The 25,867-nt window shown below is 41.7% G+C and carries 20 protein-coding genes and 1 pseudogene; 6 read left to right on the top strand and 15 right to left on the bottom strand.

Going from position 1 to position 25,867, the window contains the following annotated elements; all coding sequences use genetic code 11:
* Positions 1 to 40: 40 nt before the first annotated feature.
* Positions 41 to 784 (top strand): response regulator transcription factor, encoded by a 744-nt coding sequence (locus tag H6G68_RS19390; protein WP_127054202.1) that lies wholly within the window; start codon positions 41 to 43, stop codon positions 782 to 784.
* Between the two features lie 548 nt (positions 785 to 1,332).
* Here the strand turns inward: H6G68_RS19390 and H6G68_RS19385 are convergent.
* From H6G68_RS19385 to H6G68_RS19350, 8 genes and pseudogenes are all read right to left on the bottom strand, one after another.
* Complete coding sequence (locus H6G68_RS19385) at positions 1,333 to 3,147, bottom strand: HTTM domain-containing protein (protein ID WP_190908101.1); 1,815 nt, start codon at positions 3,145 to 3,147, stop codon at positions 1,333 to 1,335.
* Between the two features lie 121 nt (positions 3,148 to 3,268).
* Positions 3,269 to 4,516 (bottom strand): NAD(P)/FAD-dependent oxidoreductase, encoded by a 1,248-nt coding sequence (locus H6G68_RS19380; RefSeq protein WP_190908100.1) that lies wholly within the window; start codon positions 4,514 to 4,516, stop codon positions 3,269 to 3,271.
* Between the two features lie 100 nt (positions 4,517 to 4,616).
* Positions 4,617 to 5,549, bottom strand: coding sequence for a hypothetical protein (locus H6G68_RS19375; protein ID WP_190908099.1), 933 nt, complete (start codon positions 5,547 to 5,549; stop codon positions 4,617 to 4,619).
* A 3-nt stretch (positions 5,550 to 5,552) separates the two neighbouring features.
* Complete coding sequence (locus H6G68_RS19370) at positions 5,553 to 6,986, bottom strand: MBOAT family O-acyltransferase (protein WP_339327874.1); 1,434 nt, start codon at positions 6,984 to 6,986, stop codon at positions 5,553 to 5,555.
* A gap of 141 nt (positions 6,987 to 7,127) precedes the next feature.
* A complete protein-coding gene (locus H6G68_RS19365; RefSeq protein ID WP_190908097.1) occupies positions 7,128 to 7,520 on the bottom strand; it encodes an acyl carrier protein in 393 nt (130 codons plus the stop codon).
* Positions 7,489 to 9,297, bottom strand: a complete 1,809-nt coding sequence (locus H6G68_RS19360; RefSeq protein WP_190908096.1) for an acyl-CoA dehydrogenase family protein — start codon at positions 9,295 to 9,297, stop codon at positions 7,489 to 7,491. The genes H6G68_RS19365 and H6G68_RS19360 overlap by 32 nt, the downstream gene beginning before the upstream one ends.
* A gap of 10 nt (positions 9,298 to 9,307) precedes the next feature.
* Positions 9,308 to 11,146: a fatty acyl-AMP ligase gene (locus tag H6G68_RS19355; RefSeq protein WP_242045325.1), complete on the bottom strand. Its 1,839-nt coding sequence runs from the start codon at positions 11,144 to 11,146 to the stop codon at positions 9,308 to 9,310.
* Between the two features lie 377 nt (positions 11,147 to 11,523).
* Positions 11,524 to 12,806: pseudogene (locus tag H6G68_RS19350) on the bottom strand (RNA-guided endonuclease InsQ/TnpB family protein).
* 56 nt (positions 12,807 to 12,862) lie between these two features.
* On the opposite strand from H6G68_RS19350, the gene H6G68_RS27680 reads away from it, so the two are divergent.
* On the top strand, positions 12,863 to 12,994 hold the full coding sequence (locus tag H6G68_RS27680; RefSeq protein WP_277925544.1) for a hypothetical protein: 132 nt from the start codon (positions 12,863 to 12,865) through the stop codon (positions 12,992 to 12,994).
* Between the two features lie 340 nt (positions 12,995 to 13,334).
* On the opposite strand, the gene chlP is transcribed toward H6G68_RS27680, so the two are convergent.
* A complete protein-coding gene (chlP, locus tag H6G68_RS19345) occupies positions 13,335 to 14,555 on the bottom strand; it encodes a geranylgeranyl reductase (RefSeq protein ID WP_190908095.1) in 1,221 nt (406 codons plus the stop codon).
* A gap of 212 nt (positions 14,556 to 14,767) precedes the next feature.
* On the opposite strand from chlP, the gene yidD reads away from it, so the two are divergent.
* Complete coding sequence (gene yidD, locus H6G68_RS19340; protein WP_190908094.1) at positions 14,768 to 15,271, top strand: membrane protein insertion efficiency factor YidD; 504 nt, start codon at positions 14,768 to 14,770, stop codon at positions 15,269 to 15,271.
* A 19-nt stretch (positions 15,272 to 15,290) separates the two neighbouring features.
* On the opposite strand, the gene H6G68_RS19335 is transcribed toward yidD, so the two are convergent.
* Complete coding sequence (locus H6G68_RS19335) at positions 15,291 to 15,935, bottom strand: hypothetical protein (protein WP_190908093.1); 645 nt, start codon at positions 15,933 to 15,935, stop codon at positions 15,291 to 15,293.
* Between the two features lie 73 nt (positions 15,936 to 16,008).
* A complete protein-coding gene (locus tag H6G68_RS19330; RefSeq protein ID WP_190908092.1) occupies positions 16,009 to 16,314 on the bottom strand; it encodes a hypothetical protein in 306 nt (101 codons plus the stop codon).
* Between the two features lie 271 nt (positions 16,315 to 16,585).
* On the opposite strand from H6G68_RS19330, the gene H6G68_RS19325 reads away from it, so the two are divergent.
* Positions 16,586 to 17,602, top strand: coding sequence for a TOBE-like domain-containing protein (locus H6G68_RS19325; RefSeq protein ID WP_190908091.1), 1,017 nt, complete (start codon positions 16,586 to 16,588; stop codon positions 17,600 to 17,602).
* Between the two features lie 298 nt (positions 17,603 to 17,900).
* The gene (locus H6G68_RS19320; RefSeq protein ID WP_242045324.1) at positions 17,901 to 19,916 is read left to right on the top strand and encodes a WD40 repeat domain-containing protein; all 2,016 of its coding nucleotides are present in this window, start codon (positions 17,901 to 17,903) and stop codon (positions 19,914 to 19,916) included.
* Positions 19,917 to 20,015: 99 nt separating this feature from the next.
* Here H6G68_RS19320 and H6G68_RS19315 read toward each other — a convergent pair whose 3' ends face one another.
* The 4 genes from H6G68_RS19315 to psbB form a co-directional block, all read right to left on the bottom strand.
* A complete protein-coding gene (locus H6G68_RS19315) occupies positions 20,016 to 20,750 on the bottom strand; it encodes an HAD family hydrolase (protein ID WP_190908090.1) in 735 nt (244 codons plus the stop codon).
* Between the two features lie 99 nt (positions 20,751 to 20,849).
* Positions 20,850 to 21,923, bottom strand: coding sequence for a 30S ribosomal protein S1 (locus H6G68_RS19310; protein WP_190908089.1), 1,074 nt, complete (start codon positions 21,921 to 21,923; stop codon positions 20,850 to 20,852).
* A gap of 401 nt (positions 21,924 to 22,324) precedes the next feature.
* On the bottom strand, positions 22,325 to 22,429 hold the full coding sequence (locus H6G68_RS19305) for a photosystem II reaction center protein T (RefSeq protein ID WP_084776914.1): 105 nt from the start codon (positions 22,427 to 22,429) through the stop codon (positions 22,325 to 22,327).
* 102 nt (positions 22,430 to 22,531) lie between these two features.
* Entirely contained in the window at positions 22,532 to 24,061 is a 1,530-nt protein-coding gene (gene psbB / locus H6G68_RS19300; RefSeq protein ID WP_190908088.1) for a photosystem II chlorophyll-binding protein CP47, read from the bottom strand.
* A gap of 745 nt (positions 24,062 to 24,806) precedes the next feature.
* Between psbB and H6G68_RS19295 the strand changes: the two genes are divergently transcribed.
* A complete protein-coding gene (locus H6G68_RS19295) occupies positions 24,807 to 25,649 on the top strand; it encodes a hypothetical protein (RefSeq protein WP_190908087.1) in 843 nt (280 codons plus the stop codon).
* Positions 25,650 to 25,867: the final 218 nt, after the last annotated feature.

Here is a 25,867-nt window from a genome sequence, read left to right as displayed (position 1 = left end):
TCTTATTTATCCTTAAATAAGTAGTCATAATTTTTTAAGAATGCCGAGGATTCTTGTCATAGACGATGACCCAGCGATTTCAGAACTCGTTGCTGTCAACTTGGAAATGGCTGGCTACGATGTTAGTCAAGCTGAAGACGGCATTAAAGGTCAGGCGCTGGCCCTCCAGCTACAACCAGACTTGATCATGCTTGATCTCATGTTACCCAGAGTAGATGGATTTACCATTTGCCAACGCCTACGTCGGGATGACCGCACCGCTGAGATTCCAGTCTTAATGCTGACGGCTTTGAGCCAAACTCAATATAAGGTTGAGGGTTTCAATGCGGGTGCAGATGACTACTTGACTAAGCCATTTGAAGTTGAAGAAATGCTGGCACGAGTACGGGCTTTGTTGCGGCGTACTGACCGCATTCCCCAAGCGGCAAAGCACAGTGAGATTCTCAGCTATGGGCCTCTTACTTTAGTTCCAGAAAGGTTTGAGGCTATCTGGTTCAATGAAACTGTGAAACTGACACACTTGGAATTTGAGCTACTTCACTGCTTACTTCAGCGTCATGGTCAGACAGTTTCTCCCAGTGAAATCCTGCGAGAAGTTTGGGGTTACGATCCTGATGATGACATCGAAACAATTCGGGTGCATATTCGCCACTTAAGGACTAAGCTCGAACCAGATCCTCGTCATCCCCGCTATATCAAGACAGTTTATGGCGCGGGATACTGTTTAGAGTTACCCAGTGTACCTCCCTCGGCTGAGGGAACTGTCGCTACAGTGGTTGAATAAACTAACGCTACATAGTGCTTTGATCTAATAAATTGGCACTCCATTCTGAAGTAATTCAGGGAGTGCCAATTTAATTACGTAAGAATTCAGGAGTCAGGAGTCAGGAGTCAGGAGGAAGAATTAGAAGCAGCTTTTGAATAGTTGCTTTGGCGGAAAAGTGATAAGTTTTTGATGGGTTTAATGTCTATTCCTTGCACCTTCTTAACTTTTTTACCCCTGAATCCCTTGATCTATCTAGGTTTTACATTTATATGACTTACGCCACGCTGCGCTATCAGCAAGCCCTACGTAAGAATTCAGGAGTCAGGAGTCAGGAGACGCTACGCAGACCTATGGCTTACGCCACGCTGCGCTATCGGTTCAGAATGCTGATGAAATGAAGAATAGAGAGAAGTGAGATTTTATCAAAATCATCAAAGTTGACTACAAAAGCCTTTATTCTCATGAACCTTCTTTCCATGATGTATAGTCTTCAACTTCATGGATAATCAATATATTGTATGATTTTGCCCGGCTGGCAGTGTTTCTTTCTCAGTCTTTTCTCTCGATTATAAAGTTTGAGAACAAGATTGTTGCCAAGTTTGCTTTTTCTCAACGGTTTGCTGTTCACCTGGGGGGACAGTACGCTCATCCATAAAGTAAATATCGAGTTTATCTAGATGTTTACTGCCTGTGTGTTGAGAATTCCAGTTACGACATAGATACTCGCCATAAAAAGGATAAAGCTTTTTACCAATTGCTCGATTGAGATTAATAAAATAAGTGCGCCATTGCATATTGCGATAAATGGCACTTCTGACACCCAAACTAGGTTTATCCCAATTAACAGGATTCCCATTTCTAAAAATATCAACTTCGCTACCATCTTCAAGTCGTCCAGGAATTATATGCCATCCATCATCTCTAGGGGGAGCGGGTGCAAAAATACTCCATGATTGATCAAGGCGTGTAGCCCTGCCCATAAATGAAGTTTGTTGCCAGATTTTGCGCTTAAATAAATCAGGAGCGTAACTACTGATATTCCAGATAAAAGCGTAAATTAACAACACCAAAGCCAGGATATTCAAAAAGCGTGATGGACGAATTTCTAGAGGACGGAATTTGAAAGGTTTGGTGAAATTACCAGCGAACTTGCGGTTGGAAGCGATCGCTTCATAAAACTTTGTCCCCCCTGCCATTACTGGTTTCCAGGTTAGCAACGGCACTAAAAACTTAAATATTGGCGAAAGACTGACTACATAAACAATGCCTTTAAACTTAAAATGTCGGTTTCCTTGCCAATCTTCAATTACCCAAGAATTATAAGCCTGCATATCAGCATAAATATCTGGGTATTCCTGCGCCATTAATAACGGCGTTCCCGGTAAAATCAACAAAGTCCGCAATATATGTACTACTTTTTTACAGAAGCCACAATCAGCATCAAAATAAATTGTTAAACCTTGACGTGCTGGTGTTTGCAGACCCTTTGCTAGTGCATTCCAAAAAGAACTGGGGAGGAATGCTAACCAACTAAAAATACTCAAAAATGGAAAAATACCGATATTTAAAGTTAAGCCAAATCCGGCATGAAGTCCGATAAAAGTGATAACAGCACCCATCCGAAACAAGTTATTCCGAAAAGGAATAAATATCACCAAAGGGCCAATCCATTCCAACACCAAAGTGATTTGAGTAAATACTTTTAAAATAGGTTGAACATTGAGGAGAAAATGACCAAACGGTGTGACATATTGGTCAAAACTCAGAGCATAATAAACAGCGCTACCGTCAACCCAAATGGGGCTTTTTGTCTTAATTGCAGCGGAGAATATATAGATAAAGCACTGCTGACACATCAGAGCGAAAGTAGCACCAGATACGACTCTTTCCGGTAACTGACGATGAGAAGTATTTAAAGCACTATCAAAGGAATAGCAAGCTCCCCAAGGCAGGAACATAGCCCAAAACAGGAGAGCGCGAAGGACATCATCAGCCGCAAAAATCAGGGCTGGATTGCGATTGTGGAGGGAAATCAGCAATACCCAAGAAGCGATAGTTGCCACCCTAGTGCGATAACCCACCAACATTGCGATCGCAAATAATGCTGCGATCGCAAATAATAATACTTGAAAAATCGGTTCCCCACTAATGGTATGTAAAGACCAATACCCAGGTTTAGCAATTTCCGCTAGTAACGCGCGGGGAAGAACCCCTACATCACTATAGTGAGCGGTGAGATCCCCAAAGCGAGTAAATAAATCTGTGAGAATGATTAAAGAAATACCAATCCGAAAAGCTGCAAGCGATCGCAAATCTAGTCCTAAGACAGTTTCTAGATTTTTTTTCCAAGATGTTTTTGATGTTTGTTCGTGAATGGTCATAAAATTTTTTTTAATAAACCGCGAAGGCGCGAAGGACGCGAAGGAAGAAGGAAAATAAGTTTTTTTATTAGGAATAAAGATAGTAGAATTTTACTCTCTGCGTTTGGAGCGTGAGCATAATTTATCGTCGCAGTAGATTTTTGATGCCTCTAACTATCCATCTTTTAGCTACCTGAAGTTTATGCTTGAGGGTTGGTAAACGTTGAATATAAACTCCTCGGCGAATGATGCGAGCTAGATTACCATCTACAGTAATACCAAAGCTATAAACTACAGCATTCTTAATACCCAAAGTTAGCATTTCTCCTAAATGCAAATAACTAAATGACTTTAATTTACGTCCTGTAATTTTTGCCCAGATATTACGAGCTGCACAGGGTGCTTGTTGAAAAGCTGCTTGGGCTGTAGCCGGAGTTTCATTACCTTGAGCATCTCGAATTTCTGCCAAGTCACCTAATACAAATACATTGGGATATCCTGCCAATTGCAAAGTTGGAGTAGCAACTAATTGTCCTTGTTGATTATGTTGACAATTGAGGTTTTTTACCCATTGAATTGATTGATTTCCTCCTGTCCATAAAACCAAATGTGTCTGTAAGTGCTGAGTTTTACCTTGGTGATTGATGATAATTGCATCAGATTTGATAGCTTCAATATTAGTAGTCAAATCTATCTGCACGCCACGTTTTACCAAAGCTCTGTATGATGCAGTTTGACTACCTTTAGAGAAAGTTTTAAGTATCTCATTCCCTCGGTCTATCAAGCGAATTTCTCCCCGCTTTCCTAGCCTATCTGCCAATTTACAAGCTATTTCCACACCATTAGAACCGGCTCCAGCAATCGCTATTTTAATCACTGGAAGATCTGATGCTTCAAGAAACCGTAACCTTTCTTTTAAATATTCAGCATCTTCTAACGTGCGAAAAGTTTGGGCGTATTCTGCTGCTCCTGGGACTATATCTAACCTTGTTTCTTTACCAACAGCCAACACCAAATAGTCATAAGTTAGTATTTCTCCATTTTGCAAAGTTACCAAATTTTCTTCTAAATCAACATCTGTAACTTCCCCCTGACAAAATTTTGCACTACTATCTGCTAACAACTTTTTATAAGATGGTGCAACTTCCCAAGTATGTAATTCACCAGTCACCACTTCATAGAGTAAAGGGGTAAACACAAAGTGATCCCGTTGTTCTATCAGCTTAATCTCGTATTTGTAGGGGCATTTGGCAAAATTACCCAATTCTAAAGCCGTATACAGCCCACCAAAACCACCTCCTAAAATACAAATCCGCACCGGATGAGTATTAATAACAGGCGGTTGTTTAAACTTACCCTGGTTACGAAATTTATCATCTACTTGATACATGGTTTAATAATTAGTAATTAATACAAATTTCTTCTCAGACTGCACTCTCGCGTTCCTCTCCGCGACTCTGCGCCTCTGCGTGAGCCAAAAAAGATGTAATTCAATTACGAATTATATTTGTTGCTTTTAACTGCTGAACAAGTTCAGTAGTCCGAGTCCGACGGCCGCTGGGATTAAGATGATAGTGAGTATCAGCAAATAGACTAGAATCTGTTTTGACATTTAAGGATTCTTTGTCATAAAGTAACGGGGCAATCTTGCCTAACTCGTCTGCTGTCTTGCGGATATTACCGAGAGTTTTAGAGTCAGTACTGCCATAAATCCAGGAAAGTCCTAATACCAAAGTGGCTCCCTTGGCTTCAACTTCTTGTTTAAATTGCTGAATCCGCCGCAAAGAATGGGGAGAAACGCTATCGTTGATTGTCAATGACCACCATTTGCTCTTAGTCCGTTGTTTCATCACTGTCGGATCACCATTGGCTGTAATGGGGTCTGAGTAATAGCCAGTTAAACGACCTTTTTCCACCACATCAAGAGATGATTTAGTTACTGCTTTGAGGGTGGATACACCTAACAACATCATGTCCTGAGCCAGTTGTTTAGCAGGTATATTTCCCAGTCCTGGTTTACCGATAGCAGCACCAAACTGACCAGAGCGATCGCCAAAACCGTCATCATCTAAAAGCAATAGATACTCTGGAATCAGCACCACAATATCGCCTTTTTTGATGGCATCAGAGACACTGGGCAAAATCACATCTAAACCGACAGGACCATCTGTGGCCATGTTGATGGAGGGAATACCCAGGTCTTTTTGCATTAATTCCGCATCTACGGTGTAGTGCGCCCCAGAGCCTCCTACAATCAGAATGCGTTGAGGTGCTTGGACTTCCTTAGCTATTGCCATTTTCTGCTCATACATCATCCGCAACCAGCTAAGTTCACCACCGTAACGGGCATTGTAGAAATAACCTACACCCCAAGTTAAACCTGCGATCGCAAACCAACTAGAGACCCTCAAAAATTTGTTCATTAGCTAAAACTCAAAGTAGATAAACGGAGAAGGTGCAGTAGCAGCTAACAAAATGGTGAGAGCGAATAGCACCCGCGACACTAAGGGGGAGAGTAATATATCATACTCACACTCCCGTTGTTGCCAAACGCCAATTTGTTCCATCAACAATACTCCCATTGCCAGAACCAAAGCTAATCCTAAGGTTGCCCCCCCATTGTCAGTCAAAAATGTGAAAGCCGCACCTAGATTGGCAAGGGAATAATTCCAGGGAATAACGATGACTTTCAACTTTTCTAGCAACCGAGAACTATTAGTTTCCATGAAAAATAAACATCCCAGAATCACCGAACCAAAAGTTAAAGCCCAGGAAATAAACTGGGGCATGAGGAACTTTTGCTGTCCCAGAAATTTATAAAAAGGTCGTCCCGCATAGCGTAGTACTAATAGCAGTAGTCCGTGGTAAGCCCCCCAGATAATGAAATTCCAGGCTGCTCCATGCCAAAAGCCTGATAGGGTAAATGTAATAAATAGATAAAATGGGGCCCACTTCATATTTCTACCCATCAGCGGTAGAAAAACATAGTCTCGAAACCAAGTGCTGAGAGTGACGTGCCACCTGCGCCAAAATTCGTTAATACTCTGGGAAGTGTAAGGAGCGAGAAAATTAATGGTTAAGTTAACACCTAAAAATTTGGCTAAACCTAAGGCAATAAAACTATATCCACCAAAATCAAAGTAAATTTGCAGGGTAAATAAAAATGCAAAAAACCAGACTAACCAAGGATTATCAGCTTGAGCTACTTTGATGTAGGGTGAAATATTGTCAGCCAAGACAAACTTCATAAATAACCCCAGGGAAAGCCAGCGAAACCCAGCTTCAAAATTATCAAGCGTGAATTTAAAAGTAAAATTTTCAATCTGGGGAAAGAAATCAGCCCGACGTTCAATAGGACCGGCTACTACTTGGGGAAAAAAGGAAACAAAGTTGACGTAATCTAATGCACTAATAGGTTGTTTCTTCGCACTGGTGTAGGAGTCAACTACAAACGCCACCATCTGGAAAGTGTAAAACGACAATCCTGGTGGAATTGAACCTAGTCCGGGAATATTCCGCGACTGCCAATTTTCTGACAATCCTGGCACTACTAACCCCAAAATATCTTCTATAAAGAAGTTCAGGTATTTGAAATAGGCCAGGATACCAATATCTATCGCCACTACAACTGTAGCTATTGCCTTCGATTTCCATCCTTCTTGTCGCAGCATCAACCACACCATGATGTAGTTAAAGATGATTTCACAGATGAAAATGGCAAAGCTGGATTTAGAGGCGTTGACAAATAATAACAACGACATTGCCGCCAAACCAAAGGCATCAAAAGCACCTTTCCAGAGGTTTAAAGACTTGGCAATATAGCGAACTGTAAAGTAAGGGATGCTGAATAGTATTAGCACCCACCAGAAGGAAAACTCCGAAAAATTCAATTCACCCTTCCTCCGGTCTATGAAATGCGTGAAATTTAGAGTATTGGGAATGGGGAATGGGGAATGGGTAATTGATAATTACTTCCTATTCCCTGTTAAGAGTTCCCTACATCAGCTACCACTGATTTTGTTCCAAAGACCACCCCAGCCTTTGCCTTGGGTAGCTTCTTCTTTAGGTTTACTGGTAGCGGCTACAGGCTGGGCAGCGACGGTTTCCGAAGGCAATACACTCAGTTCGCTAACCAAGTAATTAGCTGCTTTTTCAATGGTGGGATAGTCCCACAGTAAGGTAGAAGGAAGTTCTGCATCTAGCCAATCTTCCATATCACCAACGATTGTTACCGAGTCGATAGAGTCTAAACCATAGCGAGTCAAAGGTTCAGTAACTTTGATGGTTTGAGCATTGATGCCCAATTGTTTGGCAATTTGGTTAACCAACCATCCTTGGATGGTATCAACAGCAGTGATGGTATTAGGCATGGAGTTGGAGTTTTGGAGTTGCATCAGTAGTAGCCTCTTGTTGTTCAGATTTTGCAAGTTGGAATGGAAAGATGGAAAACATCCGATCTTCGCTATACAATCGAATCAATTCTTGGGTAACAGCCCCGTCATCGATTCGTCCAGGTAATGCTTTCGCAGGACGAAATGTCAGCATTAGCTTACGCAAGCTAAGTGCTAACCACTCCCCGTTAGCAAAGAAGTCTCCCAGATGATTGCGGTTATGAAGCCACGTATGCACACAAGCCGCCGCTACGTGCATGACGCAGTATTGTTTCGCCATGTCGAATACTTCTGGCGATTGCTCATGACCAAACTGGAAGGTGGAAGCTGTGACCTGTTCATCAAAAGCATTTAGCTCTTCCCGCACCATGGCCGTGAAAGTAATGATTTGGTACAGAATATCTGGGTCGAGGTTAGAGTCCGCCTTCAGGTCTTGCAGAGATGTCAATGCTAGGTCTAAGCCTTGCAGGACATCATCGCCACCTCGGTTTACCAGTTCCAGTTTTTTGCCCTCAAAGGTGGGTAAAGGCTGTGTCAGGTCAAAAGTGGTAGCTAGACGTGTTTGCAGTGTGTCGAGATTGCGTCCAGCATTTCTGGCGCGAGATTTGGCTAACTGACGTAGTTGCAGCAGCAGGGCATGGAGATTGACCACGGTGCTGCCATCAAACATACTGATGATGGCGTTATCTCGTAAAACTTTTTGGAAAATTCCCCATTCGTGGGCTTCCCGCATATAAAAGCGTGAGCCTAAAACGACAGAGACATTCTGCACCGTTGTTTCTAAGGTGGTGGTGACAAAGTATTTTACTACTGCTGACCAGACGCTAATTTGCTCTGGCATGGTGTTAAATCCACGACCAACTCCAATAGTGGCACAGTCACAAATGAGAATATCCAGAAACGCATCTGTGAGGGTGCGTTTGGGTTGGGGCATATCGAAAACTGTTTTGCCATATAATTTGCGTTCGAGGGCAAATTTGAGGGTGGTACGCAATGCTGTATCTGCCGCACCTTGGGAAAAGGCTGCACATAAAGCTCTGGTAATTTGGAAGCCTTTAAGTGCTAGTTCTAGTCCTAGTCCTTCTGCTCCCAATCTCATGGATTCGGGGATGAAGCAGTTATCAAAGCGGATACCACTCATATCCGAACCACGCACCCCATGAGTCAGGATTTTGGGGAGGTTGCTATAGTTGGCTGGGTCAATTTTGCTCTTTTCTACCATGAACAGGGAAAGGCTTCTCGCTCCACCTTCCTCGTCGGTTCTGGCTAATACGAAAGCGACTCCAGAAATGGTGGCACGATTAATTGGCCATTTCTCCCCATTGAGGATGTAGCCTCCTGGAACTTTCGTGGCTTGCATATCACCAGCGAGCAAATCGCTGCCATGAGCTTTTTCTGAATAAGCTAGGCACATCGCACCGTTGGCATCTTTCATAAAGGTTGCCAAAGTGTGTTTTTGCTCGTCGGTTCCTGCCATCCATACTAGGTATGACCAGAACATGGTGGTGAAGGCGATTGCGGCTGTTTGGTCACGCCGTGAAAGCACCCGCACAAAGGAGATGAATTCATCAAAAGTAGTGAATTCACCACCGCACTCTGTCGGGATGTAATAATGCTGAAGTTTCCAGTTGTAAAGCCAGTTGATAATTTCGTGAGGAAACTCTTCCTTTTCATCCAGGTCTATTACCTGTTTGAATGACATGATATTGTCTGGGTTGCCTGGGTCGCCTAAATCCCGTTCTAGTGCTTCGGCGACCCAAAATTGCTTGAGTGGCTGCATGGTTTTCTCCTTAGTGGGTAACTTGCACTTGATCCAGCAAGGAATCGACTTCCTGTGATAATTGTTGGTAACTGGCGCTAAACTTAGGGTTTTCGCTCCAGTCTGCTATCACGCCCAATTCACCTGCGAGGAAACTGGCTTTACAAGCGCGACGCTGAATCTTGCCACTGGATGTCTTGAGGACATTACCAGGCTTGGCTAGAACAACAGCGTAGACTTGAAGTTCGTGAATTTCTGCGATCGCTTGCTGAATGCTGCTAATTACCTCTTCTGGTTTAAACTCTTCGGGATTGCGTTTTACTTCCTGTACTATCACCAGTCGCTCAACGGCATCTACATCAATAGAAAAGGCTGCACCATAGTCGGGACGGAGGCAAGGATGAATTTGCTGCACTGTCCACTCTAGGTCTTGAGGATAGTGGTTAGTACCCCGGATAATGATCAAGTCTTTAATCCGTCCTGTGATGAATAATTCACCATTTTTCATAAAACCCAGGTCGCCTGTCCGTAGGAATGGACCTTCGTTGGTATCGACTGTACGGGCGCGAAAGGTACTTTCACTTTCTTCGGGGCGATGCCAATAACCGTCTGCCACGCTGGGGTCAGATACCCAAACCTCTCCGACTTCATCGGGTTGGCAACGGGTGAGGGTGTCGGGATTAACAATCGCTACTTTGGTATCACATACCAGCTGACCACATCCAGGAATAGCCCGCACTCCTTCTCCCCAAGCTGTGGCTTCGACAATTTTGTTTTTCTCAATTTCCGATGTTTTTACCAGGCAGAGTACAGGTGTTTGTCCTCTGGGACTTGTTGATACTAGGAGTGTATTTTCTGCCAATCCATAAGCGGGCGCGAAGGTTTCCCACCGGAATCCACAATTGGCAAACTTTTCAAAGAACTCTTCTAATACCCTAGGATTGATTGGTTCTGCGGCGTTACCTGCGGCTACCCAACTGCTAAGATCGAGGCTATCCAGTTGTATGTCGTTAACACGCCCAACGCACTGCTCATAGGCAAAGTTGGGAGCCTGACTGTGAGTACCCCGATAGCGCGAGATCGCCTTGAGCCAGCGAACCGGCTGTTTGATGAAGGCTAGGGGGGACATGACGTAGCAAGGATGACCATTGTATAGTGGCACAGTCAATCCTTCTACCAGCCCGTAATCGTGGAAATAAGGCATCCAGGTAATGGAAACACTTTGTGCATCATAGCCACAGGCTTTTTGAAGGTAGGCGCAGTGGTGCATGATGTTGTGGTGGCTGATCATCACTCCTTTGGGTGTGGAGGTAGATCCGGATGTGTATTGCAGATATGCCAGTGTATCTGGGCTAACTTGGGGATTTTGCCACTGGTCTGCCAGTTCTAAATCAATGTCTTCCGTGACTATCCAATTTATTTCCTGAAATTCTGGAAAATCTAATTCTGCTTCTTGCAGAATTGTTAAAAAGCGCTTCGTGGTTAGGGCAAAGGCAGCATTTGCATCTTTGACGATTGCCCGTAACCGAGGCAATGCTCGCTTTAGTCTTCCTGCATCGGGTGGTGGTACTGGTATGGCTATTACACCACCATAAAGACTACCCAAGAAAGCCGCTATGACATCCAATCCCTGAGGATAAAGCAATAAAGCCCGCTCGCCTTTGGCATTATGTTGCTGCAATAGTGCGCCTATGGCACGGGCTTGACGGTCAAGTTCTCCATAGGTTAACTTGGCTCCTTCTGTTTTTCCGTCGATGAGAAACATATAGGCAAGCTTGTCCATCTCATGAGTGGCACGCCAGCGTAGTAGTTCGACCAAGGTAGGGATGTTTGTCATTGGCAAAGTTTGGGTAGCTCGGCACTGAGTCATTTGGCGACTCCGAAAAAACTAGCAGAATATGAAATTTATGGAACTATACATATCTCCTCTATACGGAGATTGCTGTATAGTTATTTGGTCAATAACGTCAGTCTTACACTAATCTTACTCAATAGTGACAGATAAAACCCCTTTACGGAAATATTTCCTCGGTATTTTCACTAAAAAAATAAATTTAACTTTTACTAGCAATTTCCCGATTAAGTGTATCTGCGTGGTATAAGTACTGTGATTAAAGGATTTATCATCTTTCTGAGGATGTAGGCATAAAAGACGTTGATAAATTTTCTATGAAACTTATTTTATACGTGACAAATTTGTACCTTTGTATGATATGCGGATTTTTGGGAACCTACCCATTTTGGTTGTTAGTGACATACTCCACACACTCCCTTATGCCTTGCGGTCCCGTAAGGGATACAGGTGAGTGTGGGCTTCTCAGCGACTCCTAATCCGGACATTGACTGAGCTTTAAGACCGTGTGTCCCACGGTTCTTGATATTGATAGCGGCGTTCAAATCCCTGCACAAACTCGCATGACATACAGGACAATTGTGCATTCTTTGAGATAGCGGCTTTTTAACTTTGTGACCGCAACTAGAACATTCTTGGCTCGTGCTATTTGGATTTACAGCTATCACTTTCAAACCAGCATTTATGCCTTCGGCACGCTCCGCGAACGGCTTTGTTTGAAAGTATTTCTATAAACTGTCCCCATCCAGCATCGTTTACGCTTTTAGCCAATCTTGATTTAGCAAGTCCTTTAATATTCAGCTTTTCAACAGCTACTACATCGTACTTTTTTAGGAGATTATTTGCTGTTTTGAAATGAAAATCTTTGCGGGTATCTGATACTTTCTTGTGTTGAATACCAAGTTTTTTAATAGCTTTTTTACGACGATTAGAACCCTTTTTTCTGCGAGAAACACGACGTTGTGCTGACTTTAATTTACGTTCAGCTTTACGCAAAAACTTAGGTGCTGCAATTCTTTCATCATCTGAGGTGACAATAAAATCAATTAAACCTACATCAATACCAACAATATTATTAGCATTAAAATCAGGTTTAATTGTTGGAACTGTTTTATCGTCAAGACTTAGAGTTACATAATACCCGTCTGCTTTTTTGTGACAGACACAGTTTTAATATCAAACCTATCGGGTATTTGACGATGAACAATTACTTTAATGTCACCTATTTTTTTTTGATAGCGTAATTTTGTTGTTAATAAAGTGATGTTGCTTAAATTGAGGAAAAGTAAATGTTTTGTATTGCCCCGCACTTTTAAATCTAGGTCTACCAGATTTTTTACCGTTGCTATCACCTTTTAGCCATCTATCAAAAGCTAATTCAACTTTTTTAGGGACTTCTTGCAACACTTGAGAATGTATCTCTTTGTACCAGGGACGGTCTTTTTTTTAGTTGAGCTAATGATGCTTTTTGACTGTAATAATTCGGTTTATTTTTGAGTTCTGGCAAATGGCAAACAAAGATAGAACATCTATCAATAGGAGAACGGCACTGTTCATACCAATTAAACCGTTGAGCAAGCAAATAATTGTATTGATATCGCAACATTTCTAGTGTTCTGTCAATTTTTTCTGCTTGCTCTTTTGTTGGCTTAATTTTGTACTGGTATGAAATTCTCATTTATTTTGCCTCCTTGAATTATGTTAACATAACTCTATCCACGTTGTGTACATATTATGAAAAAAGATTTACACATAAAATTGAGTGACCGCAGACTGGATAAATTGCGTCAATACGCCGTAAACAAGGATAAGACCATGACACAAGTAATAGAAGAATTGATAGATAGCCTGCCTGAGAAAAAATAAATACTTTGGTAAAAACTTAACTATTGTTTTTACTTATTCCTGCGACGCAGAAAATTAATAAAAACAATGTTTCGTTTTTACCTCGCATTCATCCCACGCTCCTAAGAGTGAGCCGTGGGGCTTCTGCTGTTTAAGCTAAAATACCCACCCTCGCTTGCGAAGATGGGTAATATTACAAAGTGCTATTAGCTTTCTTGGGGGCAGTTACCCCGTGCTGAGTATAAACCTAGTTGCTTCAAGTCTTTGAGCAATCAACACTGACCTATATCATGTCCGGTTCAAGACTTATCATCAAGGCAGCAGGGGAGCGTTATCTCGATCTTGCTGTCTTGAAAGAAGGTTAGGGAGCCAGAGCGTTACCCCGAATTAAGCTACCAATGGTTTTGGCAGTAATTTTCAGTTGAGTGATGGGGTTAGCTGGAACCACTGTTTTATACAAATAACTATCGAATGTTAGTTTCTGTACATCCATGTCACCACACATTTCTACAAATGCTTCACGGGTAGCGTCGGAACGATAGAACACGCTTTGGAGAATGTCCAGAACTTTGTAGGTGAGTCCGTATTTCTTATCCCAACGCTTCAGATAAATCTTGAGGTCGCCTTCTGTGGGAATCCGCGCACCACTGTTGGAAGCTTCGACAATGGTTTCTGCACACATCCGCCCAGATTTAGCGGCAAAATAAATACCTTCACCAGAGGATTTGGTAACATAACCAGCGGCATCTCCCACCAAAGCTATGCGTCCAACAACGCGACGAGGACGAGGATGTTCGGGGATGGGATGCGCTTCTACTTTGATGATTTTACCGCCGGCTAATTTCTCAGAAGCACGGGCGCGAATACCAGCTTGCAGGTTTTTGATGCTGGCTTTGTTGACGTGCATTGTGCCAGTACCTACTGCTACGTGGTCATATTTGGGGAATACCCAAGCGTAGAAGTCGGTAGAAACGTCATCGCCAACATACATTTCGGCGAGGTCGTTGTAGTAGTCCATTTTGTCTTGGGGTAGACGAATGCGTTCTTGGAAAGCGATCGCATAATTATAATCCCCTGCATCCATTTCTTTAGCAATGCGGGAATTCGCTCCATCAGCCCCGATCACTAAATCCACTTTTAGGGTTTTGGCAATCCCCTGCGCCCCACCTTCTGTATGATCAACATAATGAATGGTATAGGGATCAGTGTTATTTGTGGGTATATCAAGTTTATGAACTGTGGCATTAATTAAAATTGCGCCTAATTTGGCCGCGCGATCGCGTAAGAAGCCATCCAAAACTTCCCGACGGCACATTCCTATATATTCATCTTCATTTATCAGATTGATATCAACCTCACGATTTGAAGGCGAAATCATTTTCATCTTCCGCACTCGACGGTCGATAATCTCTGGTGGTAGGTCAAATTCGCTCACCATACACAGAGGAATGGCTCCCCCACATGGTTTGGCGTTATCGAGCTTGCGCTCAATTAAGTAAGTTTCAATTCCAGCTTTTGCCAGTGTCTCAGCGGCAGATGAACCAGCTGGGCCTGAACCAACAACCGCAACCCGTAGTGTCAAAGGTTTTCTCCCAATCTTCACATTTACCCAGAAAATCCTATCACGGACTTTTGGTTGTTTTGGCGCTTTCCCTTAAGGTTTTGAGATAAATGCAATATTCTTTAACATTTCGACATAAAAACTGAGGTTAAAAACGGTCATTAGGATTTATGACTAGATATTAGTCGATGGTAACTAGAAGAATTAACTATTTCATACACATCTGACAAAATATGCAAGTTTCTTTGTGGGACTCTTTTGGTAGAAAAGTTGGTGTTTCTGCAATTACTGGATATCAACAACATATTTCCCCTTATAAAGGCTTTGTGTGCGCTCACCGAGTCTTGTATGGTGGTGAGTCTTGCTCTGGGTACATCAAGCGGATAATTGCTCAGGAAGGGTTAAAAGCTGGATTTGCCAAATCTCGTGTCAGATTTCAAAGTTGTCAGCAAGCAAATATAATTCTCAAATCCCAAGCTGAGGAACTAGAACCACCAACCACAGATGAAAATCAGCGAAAAAAGAAATCTCAGCCGATTGCTCCTAAATCATCTTGTCAAGATAGTCTTGATGTTGTGGATTTAGGAATTAATTGTGCTGAAATAAGTTGCGACTGTCCAGAAATATTGAATATAGCTCCTGATTGTAGTTCTCTAGAATGTGGTGCTACTGATTGCAGTTCCTTAGATTGTAGCGGTGCTGATTGTAGTTTTCTCGATTGTGGTGGTTGTGGATAGTGAATTTGGCTCGTCCTGATTAATCATTATAAGGTTGAGGATCAAGAATCTCTATATCACCAGGTGATACTTGCCTAATTCCACCAGTTGGATACAGGTCATCTGGATTCAGAATTTCTACAATTATTTTAGAACCACGAGTACCCAATGGATATCCACCAAAAACAGCATATTCACCTGTTTTCTTGATTTTCAAAATTAACTTGTAAACTTGTCCTGAAGGTTTAACAGCTTTGTACTCTCCACCTAACATCTGCTTCTCCTTAATCAAAAACTCTTTCAGCAATATTTCAGCCCGCTCATTACCTTTTGGTAAAAATTTTGGCAACCAGTATGAAGCTTTAGCTACTTGCTGGGGGTGTTCTGAATTTAATTTGTCAGATAAGATGTCGATAACACGGCGGTAGCCAAGACGCGGGAGTAAATATTTTAGCCAAAGTTCTATGCTACTAGCATTAGCTGTCTCTAGTCCTCGTTCAAGCAAAATTTCAAAATATGTTTTGTTCTTGAGTACGGCATTAGCCAACTTTAGACCGATGAGAGAACTTTTATCTAAAATGACGCTTATATCATCAAACCTAGCTTCCTCTGGTAAACTCATTAGCCTATCTTGCAAAGCTTTATGGTTTTCAAAATCATGATCAGCAATAACTCGGCTAGTCATGCTCTCTTTCCCATTAATATCTGAATTACGATGTTTGTGATCCGACGTAACTTCCATGCAATATCACTAAATATCATCTTAACAGACATGACTCAAAAAGTTCTCCTGGCAAACCTGAGTTTGCCATAAACTCAGCTTGAGGTTTATAATGTCCTGATGCATTATTCCAATTGCGGAGAATTCCTCTCTTATTGCGTCCTGAAAAGTATATCTGACCAGCGTATTTTACATCTTTTCCCATTGCTAAATCTACATGACCAATAGGTTCTGGGTAGCCTAAAATTCTAGCACTGGCTTTACGAATAAAAATGATTCCTTGTAAATCAACAACAAAATTATAGACTCCTGATGCAGTGCGTTCTTCACCTTTGTCTGTCACCTCTCTCCATTTTCCTTCCTTGAAAACAAGCCGTGATCTTTGAATGAATCTCAGTGAGTCTTCGGGAAACAAGTTATGGAACGTCTTCAATCCCCAAGATCCTCACAGTTTACTTCCCTCAACACAATTCTAATCTGAGTGTGCTACGTACATATTGATACAAGTCAATCTTTGTAATTCAATTCATCCAAAAGCAAGTGTTTTATGATATAAATAAAAACACGGTAATCCTAGCTGCAAGCCGTAGATTAATCATAGAGGTGTATAACCAGTGGGCATAGTAGTTGAGAATGTCTCTAAGCGATTTGGCAGTTTCCAAGCGGTTGATCAGGTAAGTCTAGAAATTAACAGTGGTTCACTGGTTGCTTTACTAGGTCCATCTGGGTCTGGGAAATCTACTTTACTGCGGTTAATATCCGGTTTAGAAATGCCCGATAGTGGCAAAATATTACTGACTGGGAAGGATGCAACATATCAAAGTGTGCAAGAACGAAATATTGGCTTTGTATTTCAGCACTATGCTCTATTTAAGCATTTGACTGTGCGACAAAATATCGCTTTTGGCTTAGAAATTCGCAAAGCACCGCCAAAGAAGATTAAGGGAAGAGTAGAGCAGTTATTAGAATTGGTACAATTGAGTGGATTAGGCGATCGCTATCCCTCTCAGCTTTCTGGTGGTCAAAGACAACGGGTAGCCTTAGCTAGAGCATTGGCTGTAGAACCGAATGTATTATTACTAGATGAACCATTTGGCGCATTAGATGCCAAAGTCCGTAAAGATTTACGCGCTTGGTTGCGTCGTCTCCATGATGAAGTTCATGTCACCACGGTTTTCGTTACCCACGACCAAGAAGAAGCAATGGAAGTGGCAGATGAAATCGTAGTGATGAATAAAGGAAAAGTTGAACAGGTAGGGACTCCAGCGCAAATTTACGACCATCCTGCGTCAGCCTTTGTGATGAGTTTTATTGGCCCTGTGAACGTATTACCAAGTTCTTCCAAAATTTTCCAAAGCAGTGGTTTCGATTCTGTCAACCCAGAAGTATTTTTGCGTCCGCAAGATGTGATCGTGGAAAAGGTCGCTAACGGTACAACTGCACCTGCTAAAGTTAACCGTGTGATTCATCTGGGTTGGGAAATTCAAGTAGAATTAGCGTTAGATGATGGGCAAATGGTGACAGCACATTTAACACGTGATCGCTTTGATGAGTTGAAATTAGAACCACAAGAGCGTGTGTATGTCAAACCCAAAGACGCTAAGTCATTCCCTATTTATTATTCGATTTAAAAGAACTTCAACCACAAATCTAGGAGCAGGGTTTAAGTTACAGTAGTGAAAAATTGTCTCCCTTTTTACCTGCTCCATTATCTCTATCTACCCCATGGCATAAACCATCTGCACAAGAGCTGATTATATTAAGTCCGGTTAATTGCAGATCAAAAAACTCTCCGCGCGCTTGCTTAATGATAAACAGTAAACCGGACACTATATTAGGGGTGAAATATTTGATATTGGGTCATTAAACAGATTTAATACCAATACCATAATCTATACACTGATAACATCAACAAATAAAATTGACATAATGAAGTTGACAAAAATAGTAAATAGTCAGCTTAAAGATTCTATGGCATTTGATACTGTTGGTGCTGCTGTCGGTTTTGTTACTCATACCACTAACCGCATTATCTCAGCGTTTATTAACCAAACTCTTTTTCAGGAAAATATCATTAATTTACCTGCCAAAGTTCAGGAAGTTAGACAAGATCAGCGAGTGCTTCAGGCAGAAATAGACTATTACAATCGTCGAGAAGCCAGAAAAAAAGAATTCTTACAAATTCAAAAAATACGTACTGAGACAAATTTACAAATTCCAGCAGATGGAGATGGAAAAGAGGAAAGGTTGCAGCAAATTAAGCAAGAAGAAATAGAAGATAGAAGTAAGTTAAGCATCTTATATCTAGATTTGAGCCGAGAAACAACTGCTAATGAAATCGCACTTAAACAAAAAGAAATTCAGGGAATTTTTGACCAGCAGAAGTGGCCGGGTGTCTTAAGTCGTGATGAAGCACAAAGAATTTTTGTAGATGAACAAAAGAAACCACGTTTATTGATGTTAGTTCCTCCACCAGATATTAGCGATGACTTTCCCATATCATTCCGTGATAGTCTCAAAAAAGAAATCCGCAATCAATTAAAATTATTTTTAGAGAATTATTATCCCCTTGGTAGTGATTTCTGCCCTGTAGAATTTTATGGTAAATATTTTGAGCGCTCAGTTTTCGATGCTGAAGTCAAGCAGTTGGAAACGATTTTATCTGCTGTACCCACAGCAATTATTTACACTGATATTACAGACCATGAAATTTACTTTAATGTTAGATTTTGGGGACTACAAGAGCCAGTATCTTTATCTTTTGAACCTTTGAACTGGGAAGAACTCAAAAGACAACTAGAAGAAGCAGGAAATGATGAAACTAAGTGTTGGCGGGCAATTAGGCAAACTATTGTGATTCTGCATAAGCTATTAGCAGCATTTTTAGCAGATTGGTACTACTTGAATATCAACCCTAATTATGAACCTCAGTTATTTAAATTAGGTTCAGATTTTCCTTCAATATGGACTGATAAAATGATGGAAAAGCTAAAATTAATTAGGCAAACATATAGAAATATTTATAATAATGAATTGAAAGTATTAGCCAGTTCTCAAAAAGAAAGACCAAAATTTTGGCGCTGTGTTAATACGCTTTATGGGCATTCCGATCAAATTTTTTCTGTTGCTGTCAACCCTGATGGCAAAACCTTTGCTAGTGGAAGTGCAGATCACAACATTAAAGTTTGGAATATAGAAACTGGTGAAATAATTCATACATTAACTGGGCATTCAAACTATGTTCGCTCCGTTACTTTTTCCCCTGATGGACAGACCATTGCGAGTGGTAGCTATGACAAAACATTTAAGCTATGGCATTCCCTTAAAGGTAAAACATTCATTGAGCATTCAGGTGGTTTAACTTCAGTTGCTTTTAGTCCTGATGGTAAAACTTATGCCACTGGAAGTTTAGATTCAACAGTTAAGATATGGGACTTAAGCAATGAAAAGTTAATGTATACTCTCACCGCACATGAAAATTCTATTAACTCAATTGTCTTTAGTATAGATGGTCAAAATCTCATTAGCGGTGGTTGTGATCAAAGTATCAAGATCTGGAATCTAAAAACTGGTATGGTAGATATTACCATTACCAATCAAGAGTCTGTTAATACTATAGCAATTAGCCCTGAGGGGAAAATTTTTGCCACTGGTAGTGATAATAATACAATTAAACTTTGGGATTTGGCGACAGGAGATCTGATTCACACATATTACGGCCATACCAATTGTGTAACCAGTGTTGCTTTTAGTCCTGATGGTAAGACTTTAGCCAGTTGCAGTAATGATAAAACAATTAAGCTTTGGCATCTAGGGACAAAAGAATTAATCAATACTCTCTCAGAACATTCATTAACTGTTTATTGTGTAGCTTTCAGCCCTGATGGAAAAACTATAATTAGTGGTGGTGCGGATAATACTATCAAAATTTGGCAGCATGATTGATATCGTCAACTCCTGCGGTGAGTTGACAATTCCAAATTTAAATTAATTAATTTAAAATTTTGATTTGGAGTCTATGTGTAAAGTGCAGATGCCGCCAAATCAAAATTCCATAACCTGGATTTCATCAAGCTGGTTAATTACCACATCTGCACCTTGAACATTACCTGAATTACCAATCCAAGTAATACCAATGCAACCTGCGGCTTGAGCATTCCGCGCCATTTGCATATCACCGACGGAATCACCTACCATGAGTGTTTTACCTGGGTCTACTCCCAAATTTTGGCAAGCTTGCAAAAATAGTACTGGATCTGGTTTACTTGGTCCTTCATCAACTCCCATTTCGAGTTGAAGATAATTGCCTAACTGGTGATGGGTGACAAATTTCGACACATCTTGAGTTGTGGCGGCTGAGAGGATGCCAAGTTTTAAACCTGCTGCTGATAAAGACTTCAGCACCTCCAAGCTACCCACAAACAGCGGTGAAGGAGTTCTATCAATGTATTGTTCAGCTTCTTCCAAAGCTTGACGGGCGATTTTTAAAGACTCAAACCATCCTCGACCAGTTTCGGCAATATATGCAGCTGCGGCGACTTCTGTTTCTCGGCGACTGGCTACTGCTATTAAACCAGCAGGATCTAATTTATCGCTATTAATACCAAAAGCCATCAATAAAGGTTCCCCAATTCCGGGAATTTGCGCGTCTATCATTCGTGCGCCTCTTTGTCCAAGCGATCGCAAATAGGCTTCTGAGTCTTCTAAAGTCCCATTTTTATCAAATAAAATTGCCTGAATATCAGAAAACTTGATTTCTCTACATTTAATAGTCGGCATCAGTTATTAATCCCCTATTAGCACAAAAAAAGAGGGAAAATCCCTCTTTATTAAATGATTTGATGCGCTAAGTTGCAAGTTACTGCAACTAACAATGTATTACTCTTCAATAGCGGCTGGGATCTCTTCATCAGTTTCAGTTGCTGGTGGGATTTCTGCTTCAGTTTCTGCAACTTCCACAGCTTCTACTGCTTCCACAGTTTCTACAGCTTCCACAGCTTCTGCAACTTCCACAGCTTCTACTGATTCCACTGGTGTCGCAGTGATACCTTGCTGTTTCGCTAACATCTGTTCCCTATACTTAGCTGCCATTTCTTCGGCCTTATCATAGACCAAATCACGGTTCTTAATCATGTCACCGGGTTCAGGTTCCAACTGTTTGGTAGACAGAGAAATCCGTCCTCTTTCTGCATCCAAGTCAATGATCATCACTTTCACTTCATCATTGACATTGAAGACGCTGTGAGGTGTGTCAATATGCTCGTGGGAAATCTCAGAAATGTGGAGTAGTCCGCTAACACCACCAATGTCGATGAATGCACCGTAGGGCTTAATACCGCGAACAGTACCAATTACTACTTCACCAACTTCCAAGCGGTTCATCTTGCGCTCAACTAGCGCCCGACGATGAGAGAGAACTAAGCGATTACGTTCTTCGTCTACTTCTAGGAATTTCAACGGTAGTTCTTCGCCTACCAATTCTTCTTTAGGTTTGCGGGTACTGATGTGGGAGCCGGGGATAAAGCCGCGCAATCCCTCAATTCGTACCAATGCTCCCCCACGGTTAGTGGCAAACACACCAGAACGGACAGTAGCATCTTCTGCTTGTAACTGCCGTACTCTTTCCCATGCCCTCATGTATTCAATACGACGAATGGAAAGGGTTAACTGACCATCTTCGTTTTCATCAGTGAGGATGAAAAATTCCCGTGTTTCGTTTGATTGTAAGACTTCTTCCGGGCTATCCACCCGGTTAATAGACATTTCCTGTATAGGTATGTATGCTGCTGTTTTAGCACCGATGTCAATCAGAGCGCCGCGCGGCTCTATACTGAAAACTGTACCTGGCACAACATCACCAGGGCTAAAGTGATAATCGTACTTATCGAGTAGAGCAGCGAAATCTTCGTGAGTAAATCCAATTTCTGTAGCGGTTAAGTTCTGATTGACCATGCTGATTTGTTCCTGGTTCTGTTCTCCGTCAAGTTTTTGCCACAATTAACAATGTGTATTTGACAGTCTGCTTCTAATTAAGAAAAGCAGATTCTTGCTTCACGGGGAGTCTAATGACTTTACCCTCCACAAGCATCCATTGTCTGTCCCACAACGGGTAAGGGCTTTTTTTAAAGAAGTTTACACTTACACCTTTGTTTATCCTAGCGCAGAAGAGCTAGGTTCACACATATCAACTTCCAGATAGGAAATTATATCACATATCAAAAAGTTTTTCAGTAGTTGGCAGTTGTAGCCTCACAAGTTTAGCAAAAGAAAATCGCAAGATTATCCGTTGCTACCTAAAACAGGCGGCAACGGATAGAATCTTTAGATTGCTTTACAAGCCTGGTAATAGGAATCTACTTATCTTTTCTTTCAAAGCGGGGAGGTTCGCGGAATGCGATCGCAAAAAAGAGAACGCCTATTGCCAAAGTCAAAATCAAGATGTATGCAACACTTTCCATATTACGAGTTCCTGTTTATCCAGCCAGTAATATTAGTGTACCAAGGACTGGGATTAGGTGTTGGATAATATCCCCAGTTCCTAATGCCCAGTTCCCCAAGAATTAGAGAGCTTCTTTCCGGCGGGTTGATTTGTCACCCACTTTCTGGAACAGACCCCATTCTACTTGCTCTTCTAGATCTGCTTCCACACCAGCAAATACGTCTCGGTAGATTGTCCGAGAACCGTGCCACAGGTGTCCAAAGAAGAACAGCAGCGCAAATACAGCGTGACCAAAGGTAAACCAACCTCTGGGAGATGTGCGGAATACGCCATCTGAGTTCAAGGTTTCCCGGTCAAATTCAAATATTTCGCCGCCTTGAGCCTTACGGGCATATTTCTTCACATCAGCAGGATCTGTAAAGGTTTTGCCATTGAGATCACCGCCGTAGAAGCTAACAGTAACGCCTGTTTGCTCAAAGCTGTATTTGGATTCTGCCCGACGGAAGGGGATATCAGCGCGGATAACACCATCAGCATCAGTCAGAATTACTGGGAAGGTTTCAAAGAAGTTAGGTAAACGACGGACTGTCAGTTCCCGACCTTCAGAATCTTTGAATACCGCGTGACCTTGCCAAGATTGAGCAATGCCATCACCCTTAACCATTGGCCCTGTACGGAACAGACCACCTTTGGCGGGACTATTACCTACGTAATCGTAGAAAGCCAGTTTTTCGGGGATTTGTGACCAAGCTTCTGTAAGGCTTGCACCTTGTCCAACACTAGTTTGCACACGGCGCTCAATTTCTTGACGGAAGTAGCCTTGATCCCACTGATAACGGGTAGGGCCAAACAGTTCGATAGGGGTGGTAGCGTTACCGTACCACATAGTACCAGCCACGACGAAAGCGGCAAAGAACACCGCTGCGATACTGCTGGAAAGTACTGTTTCAATGTTCCCCATCCGTAGGGCTTTGTAGAGCCTTTCAGGGGGTCTAACTGTGAGGTGGAATAAACCAGCAATAATGCCAACAACACCAGCTGCAATGTGGTGTGCCACAACGCCACCGGGGTTATAGGGGTTAAACCCGGCTGGTCCCCATTCTGGTGCTACTGCCTGGATGCTACCAGTTACACCAAAGGCATCAGAAACCCACATACCGGGGCCAAATAGTCCAGTGAGGTGGAAAGCACCAAAACCAAAACAAAGTAAACCAGATAAGAACAGGTGAATGCCAAACATTTTTGGCAAGTCTAGTGCAGGTTCGCCGGTGCGGGGATCTCTAAAAAGTTCCAAATCCCAGTAAACCCAGTGCCAAACGGCTGCTAGGAATAACAGACCGGAAAGAACGATGTGAGCCGCAGCCACGCCTTCAAATGACCAGAAACCAGGATCAGTTGCTTGAGCGCCAGTAACGCTCCAACCGCCCCAAGATTGGGTGACACCTAACCGTGACATGAAGGGGAGAACGAACATCCCTTGTCGCCACATGGGGTTGAGAACTGGATCACTGGGGTTGTAAGTGGCCAGTTCGTACAGCGCCATTGAGCCAGCCCAGCCAGCAACTAGGGCTGTGTGCATTAAGTGTACAGAAATCAGCCGACCTGGATCGTTCAGAACAACTGTATGTACTCGGTACCAGGGTAGTCCCATCGACTACAATCCTCCTAGATGAGTTAGTTTACAAAGCAATTTTCTTACTGAGGTTCTCATAAAAGACGGTCGTTTCTTAGAGAAGTCTCTGAGTTTTTTGTTATTGCCAGTCTTGAGTTTTACCACAGATCAGCCTGTGGTTTAGCAATGCTTATCAGCTACAAAAGCTTTATCCTTGAGAGTTGCGAAAAGCCTGTATAACTGCCGAGGGTTTGTCAGCAGGCAAAAGCCGATAAGACTTTTGGGTGGGGCTTGTGAACTTTCAGGAGGTTTCTGTTTGAGCGTTGACGCGATCGCTAAGGAAAAATGAGAATGTTTTAAAAAGTGTAACTTTTGATGGAACTCTTTGCAAGCGTGTAAATAGATGCGATTACCTAGCTTGTGTCTCAAATATCGCTACCAAACCCTAAGCTACTGCTGATTATCATCAGATCTATCTGGAAAGCTGAAGTTTTTTAAGTCCACAATACCCGGCATAAAACCAAATTGGGGTTTTCCCTGGCGAACTGCTTGCAGCAGCGCTTCACTATCGCTTGTTGAATAATTACAAGTTTTATTTTAGACTGAGGTGACGCATAGAAATTCTGGCTATTAGGGAGAAATCCGGGAAAAGCCTGTAATTTGTCACCAAGCTAAGTATATATCCCGAAAAAATTGTATAATACTGGATATTGACGATAGGCATAATTTTTCTTGATATAGTCTGGATATTATTAACCTTTTTTACTTTTTATGGCAGGTTTAAATGGACGGAATTGAATTTATTGAGTGCAATATTGTTGCTGGAGTTGCTGAAATAACGCCAGAATTAGCAGAAACTATTCTAAACAATAATAATGACGGTAATCGCCCACTAAAAAAAGATCACATAAAAATGTTAACCGATAGCATTAAACGTGGTGAATGGATGTTAAATGGGGAAAGTATTGCATTTTCAGAAACTGGGCGTTTATTAGATGGACAGCATCGTTTGACCGCATGTGTAAATAGTGGAAAATCTTTTAAAACTATTGTTATAAAGGGAATTGAAGATGATTCTGCTTTTGGGACAATTGATATTGGTAAGCCTAGAAGTGTAACCGATTTAATGAGTCTTAAAGGACTTCCAAAAGCTCCATTATTTGCAGCGATAGCCAAACAACATAAAGCATGGATAGAAACAGAAGAAGAAAATAGGCATAAATTCACGCTTGCCACAAGAAAATATACCGAAAGAAATATAGCCTTACATGGTGAAAAACATGTATCTGTTATATTACCAGCATTTGAAGCCGCTCAAAAATTAGGTAGAAAAAGTGCAGCGATAGGTTTCGCCGCACTTTTAATTTTAGATACAGCTATGGATGATGGAGAGGAATTCTTTGGTGAGCTTGAAAGTATCTGGAAAAAGGAATGTAGTCCTGAACCACAAAGCCCAACCTTTGTTTTACATAAGTTGATTTGTGAAGAGGAACATATTTTTAGACCAGCAAAAATGACTTTTTTGGCAGCTTTGACTATTAAAGCATTTAATGCACACCTTAAAAAGGAGCAAATAAAAAAACTACTCTGGCAACCTACGGAAGGCTTTCCAAGTGTAGAGGGGTGAAGATTTAGTGAGATCGCCTATTTTGTAGGTAAGGAAAAGATACAAACCCTAACATTATCTCTTCCTTACTTTTACTTTAATCCTAAAATTTCTAGGCTAGAATTTAACTAATAGACATCTCCGAAAAAGAATTAAATTATGGTATAAGAATATAAAAGTGTATTTTTTGGTAAGACGTTATGGGCAGTATATTTGAATATATTCAGAGCAATCCTCAC

Source organism: Anabaena catenula FACHB-362, assembly GCF_014698735.1.
Taxonomy (GTDB): domain Bacteria; phylum Cyanobacteriota; class Cyanobacteriia; order Cyanobacteriales; family Nostocaceae; genus Anabaena; species Anabaena variabilis_A.
This window is presented reverse-complemented; position numbering and strand designations above follow the sequence as displayed.

Bases quoted from the DNA above. Each gene is read 5' to 3' on its own strand.
- H6G68_RS19380 (WP_190908100.1), bottom strand. From the start codon at position 4,516: ATGTATCAAGTAGATGATAAATTTCGTAACCAGGGTAAGTTTAAACAA.
- H6G68_RS19355 (WP_242045325.1), bottom strand. From the start codon at position 11,146: ATGACTCAGTGCCGAGCTACCCAAACTTTGCCAATGACAAACATCCCT.
- H6G68_RS27680 (WP_277925544.1), top strand. From the start codon at position 12,863: ATGAAAAAAGATTTACACATAAAATTGAGTGACCGCAGACTGGATAAA.
- yidD (WP_190908094.1), top strand. From the start codon at position 14,768: ATGCAAGTTTCTTTGTGGGACTCTTTTGGTAGAAAAGTTGGTGTTTCT.
- H6G68_RS19295 (WP_190908087.1), top strand. From the start codon at position 24,807: ATGGACGGAATTGAATTTATTGAGTGCAATATTGTTGCTGGAGTTGCT.
- H6G68_RS19335 (WP_190908093.1), bottom strand. From the start codon at position 15,935: ATGACTAGCCGAGTTATTGCTGATCATGATTTTGAAAACCATAAAGCT.
- psbB (WP_190908088.1), bottom strand. From the start codon at position 24,061: ATGGGACTACCCTGGTACCGAGTACATACAGTTGTTCTGAACGATCCA.
- H6G68_RS19305 (WP_084776914.1), bottom strand. From the start codon at position 22,429: ATGGAAAGTGTTGCATACATCTTGATTTTGACTTTGGCAATAGGCGTT.
- H6G68_RS19365 (WP_190908097.1), bottom strand. From the start codon at position 7,520: ATGCAACTCCAAAACTCCAACTCCATGCCTAATACCATCACTGCTGTT.
- H6G68_RS19310 (WP_190908089.1), bottom strand. From the start codon at position 21,923: ATGGTCAATCAGAACTTAACCGCTACAGAAATTGGATTTACTCACGAA.
- H6G68_RS19320 (WP_242045324.1), top strand. From the start codon at position 17,901: ATGAAGTTGACAAAAATAGTAAATAGTCAGCTTAAAGATTCTATGGCA.
- H6G68_RS19375 (WP_190908099.1), bottom strand. From the start codon at position 5,549: ATGAACAAATTTTTGAGGGTCTCTAGTTGGTTTGCGATCGCAGGTTTA.
- H6G68_RS19360 (WP_190908096.1), bottom strand. From the start codon at position 9,297: ATGCAGCCACTCAAGCAATTTTGGGTCGCCGAAGCACTAGAACGGGAT.
- H6G68_RS19390 (WP_127054202.1), top strand. From the start codon at position 41: ATGCCGAGGATTCTTGTCATAGACGATGACCCAGCGATTTCAGAACTC.
- H6G68_RS19385 (WP_190908101.1), bottom strand. From the start codon at position 3,147: ATGACCATTCACGAACAAACATCAAAAACATCTTGGAAAAAAAATCTA.
- H6G68_RS19315 (WP_190908090.1), bottom strand. From the start codon at position 20,750: ATGCCGACTATTAAATGTAGAGAAATCAAGTTTTCTGATATTCAGGCA.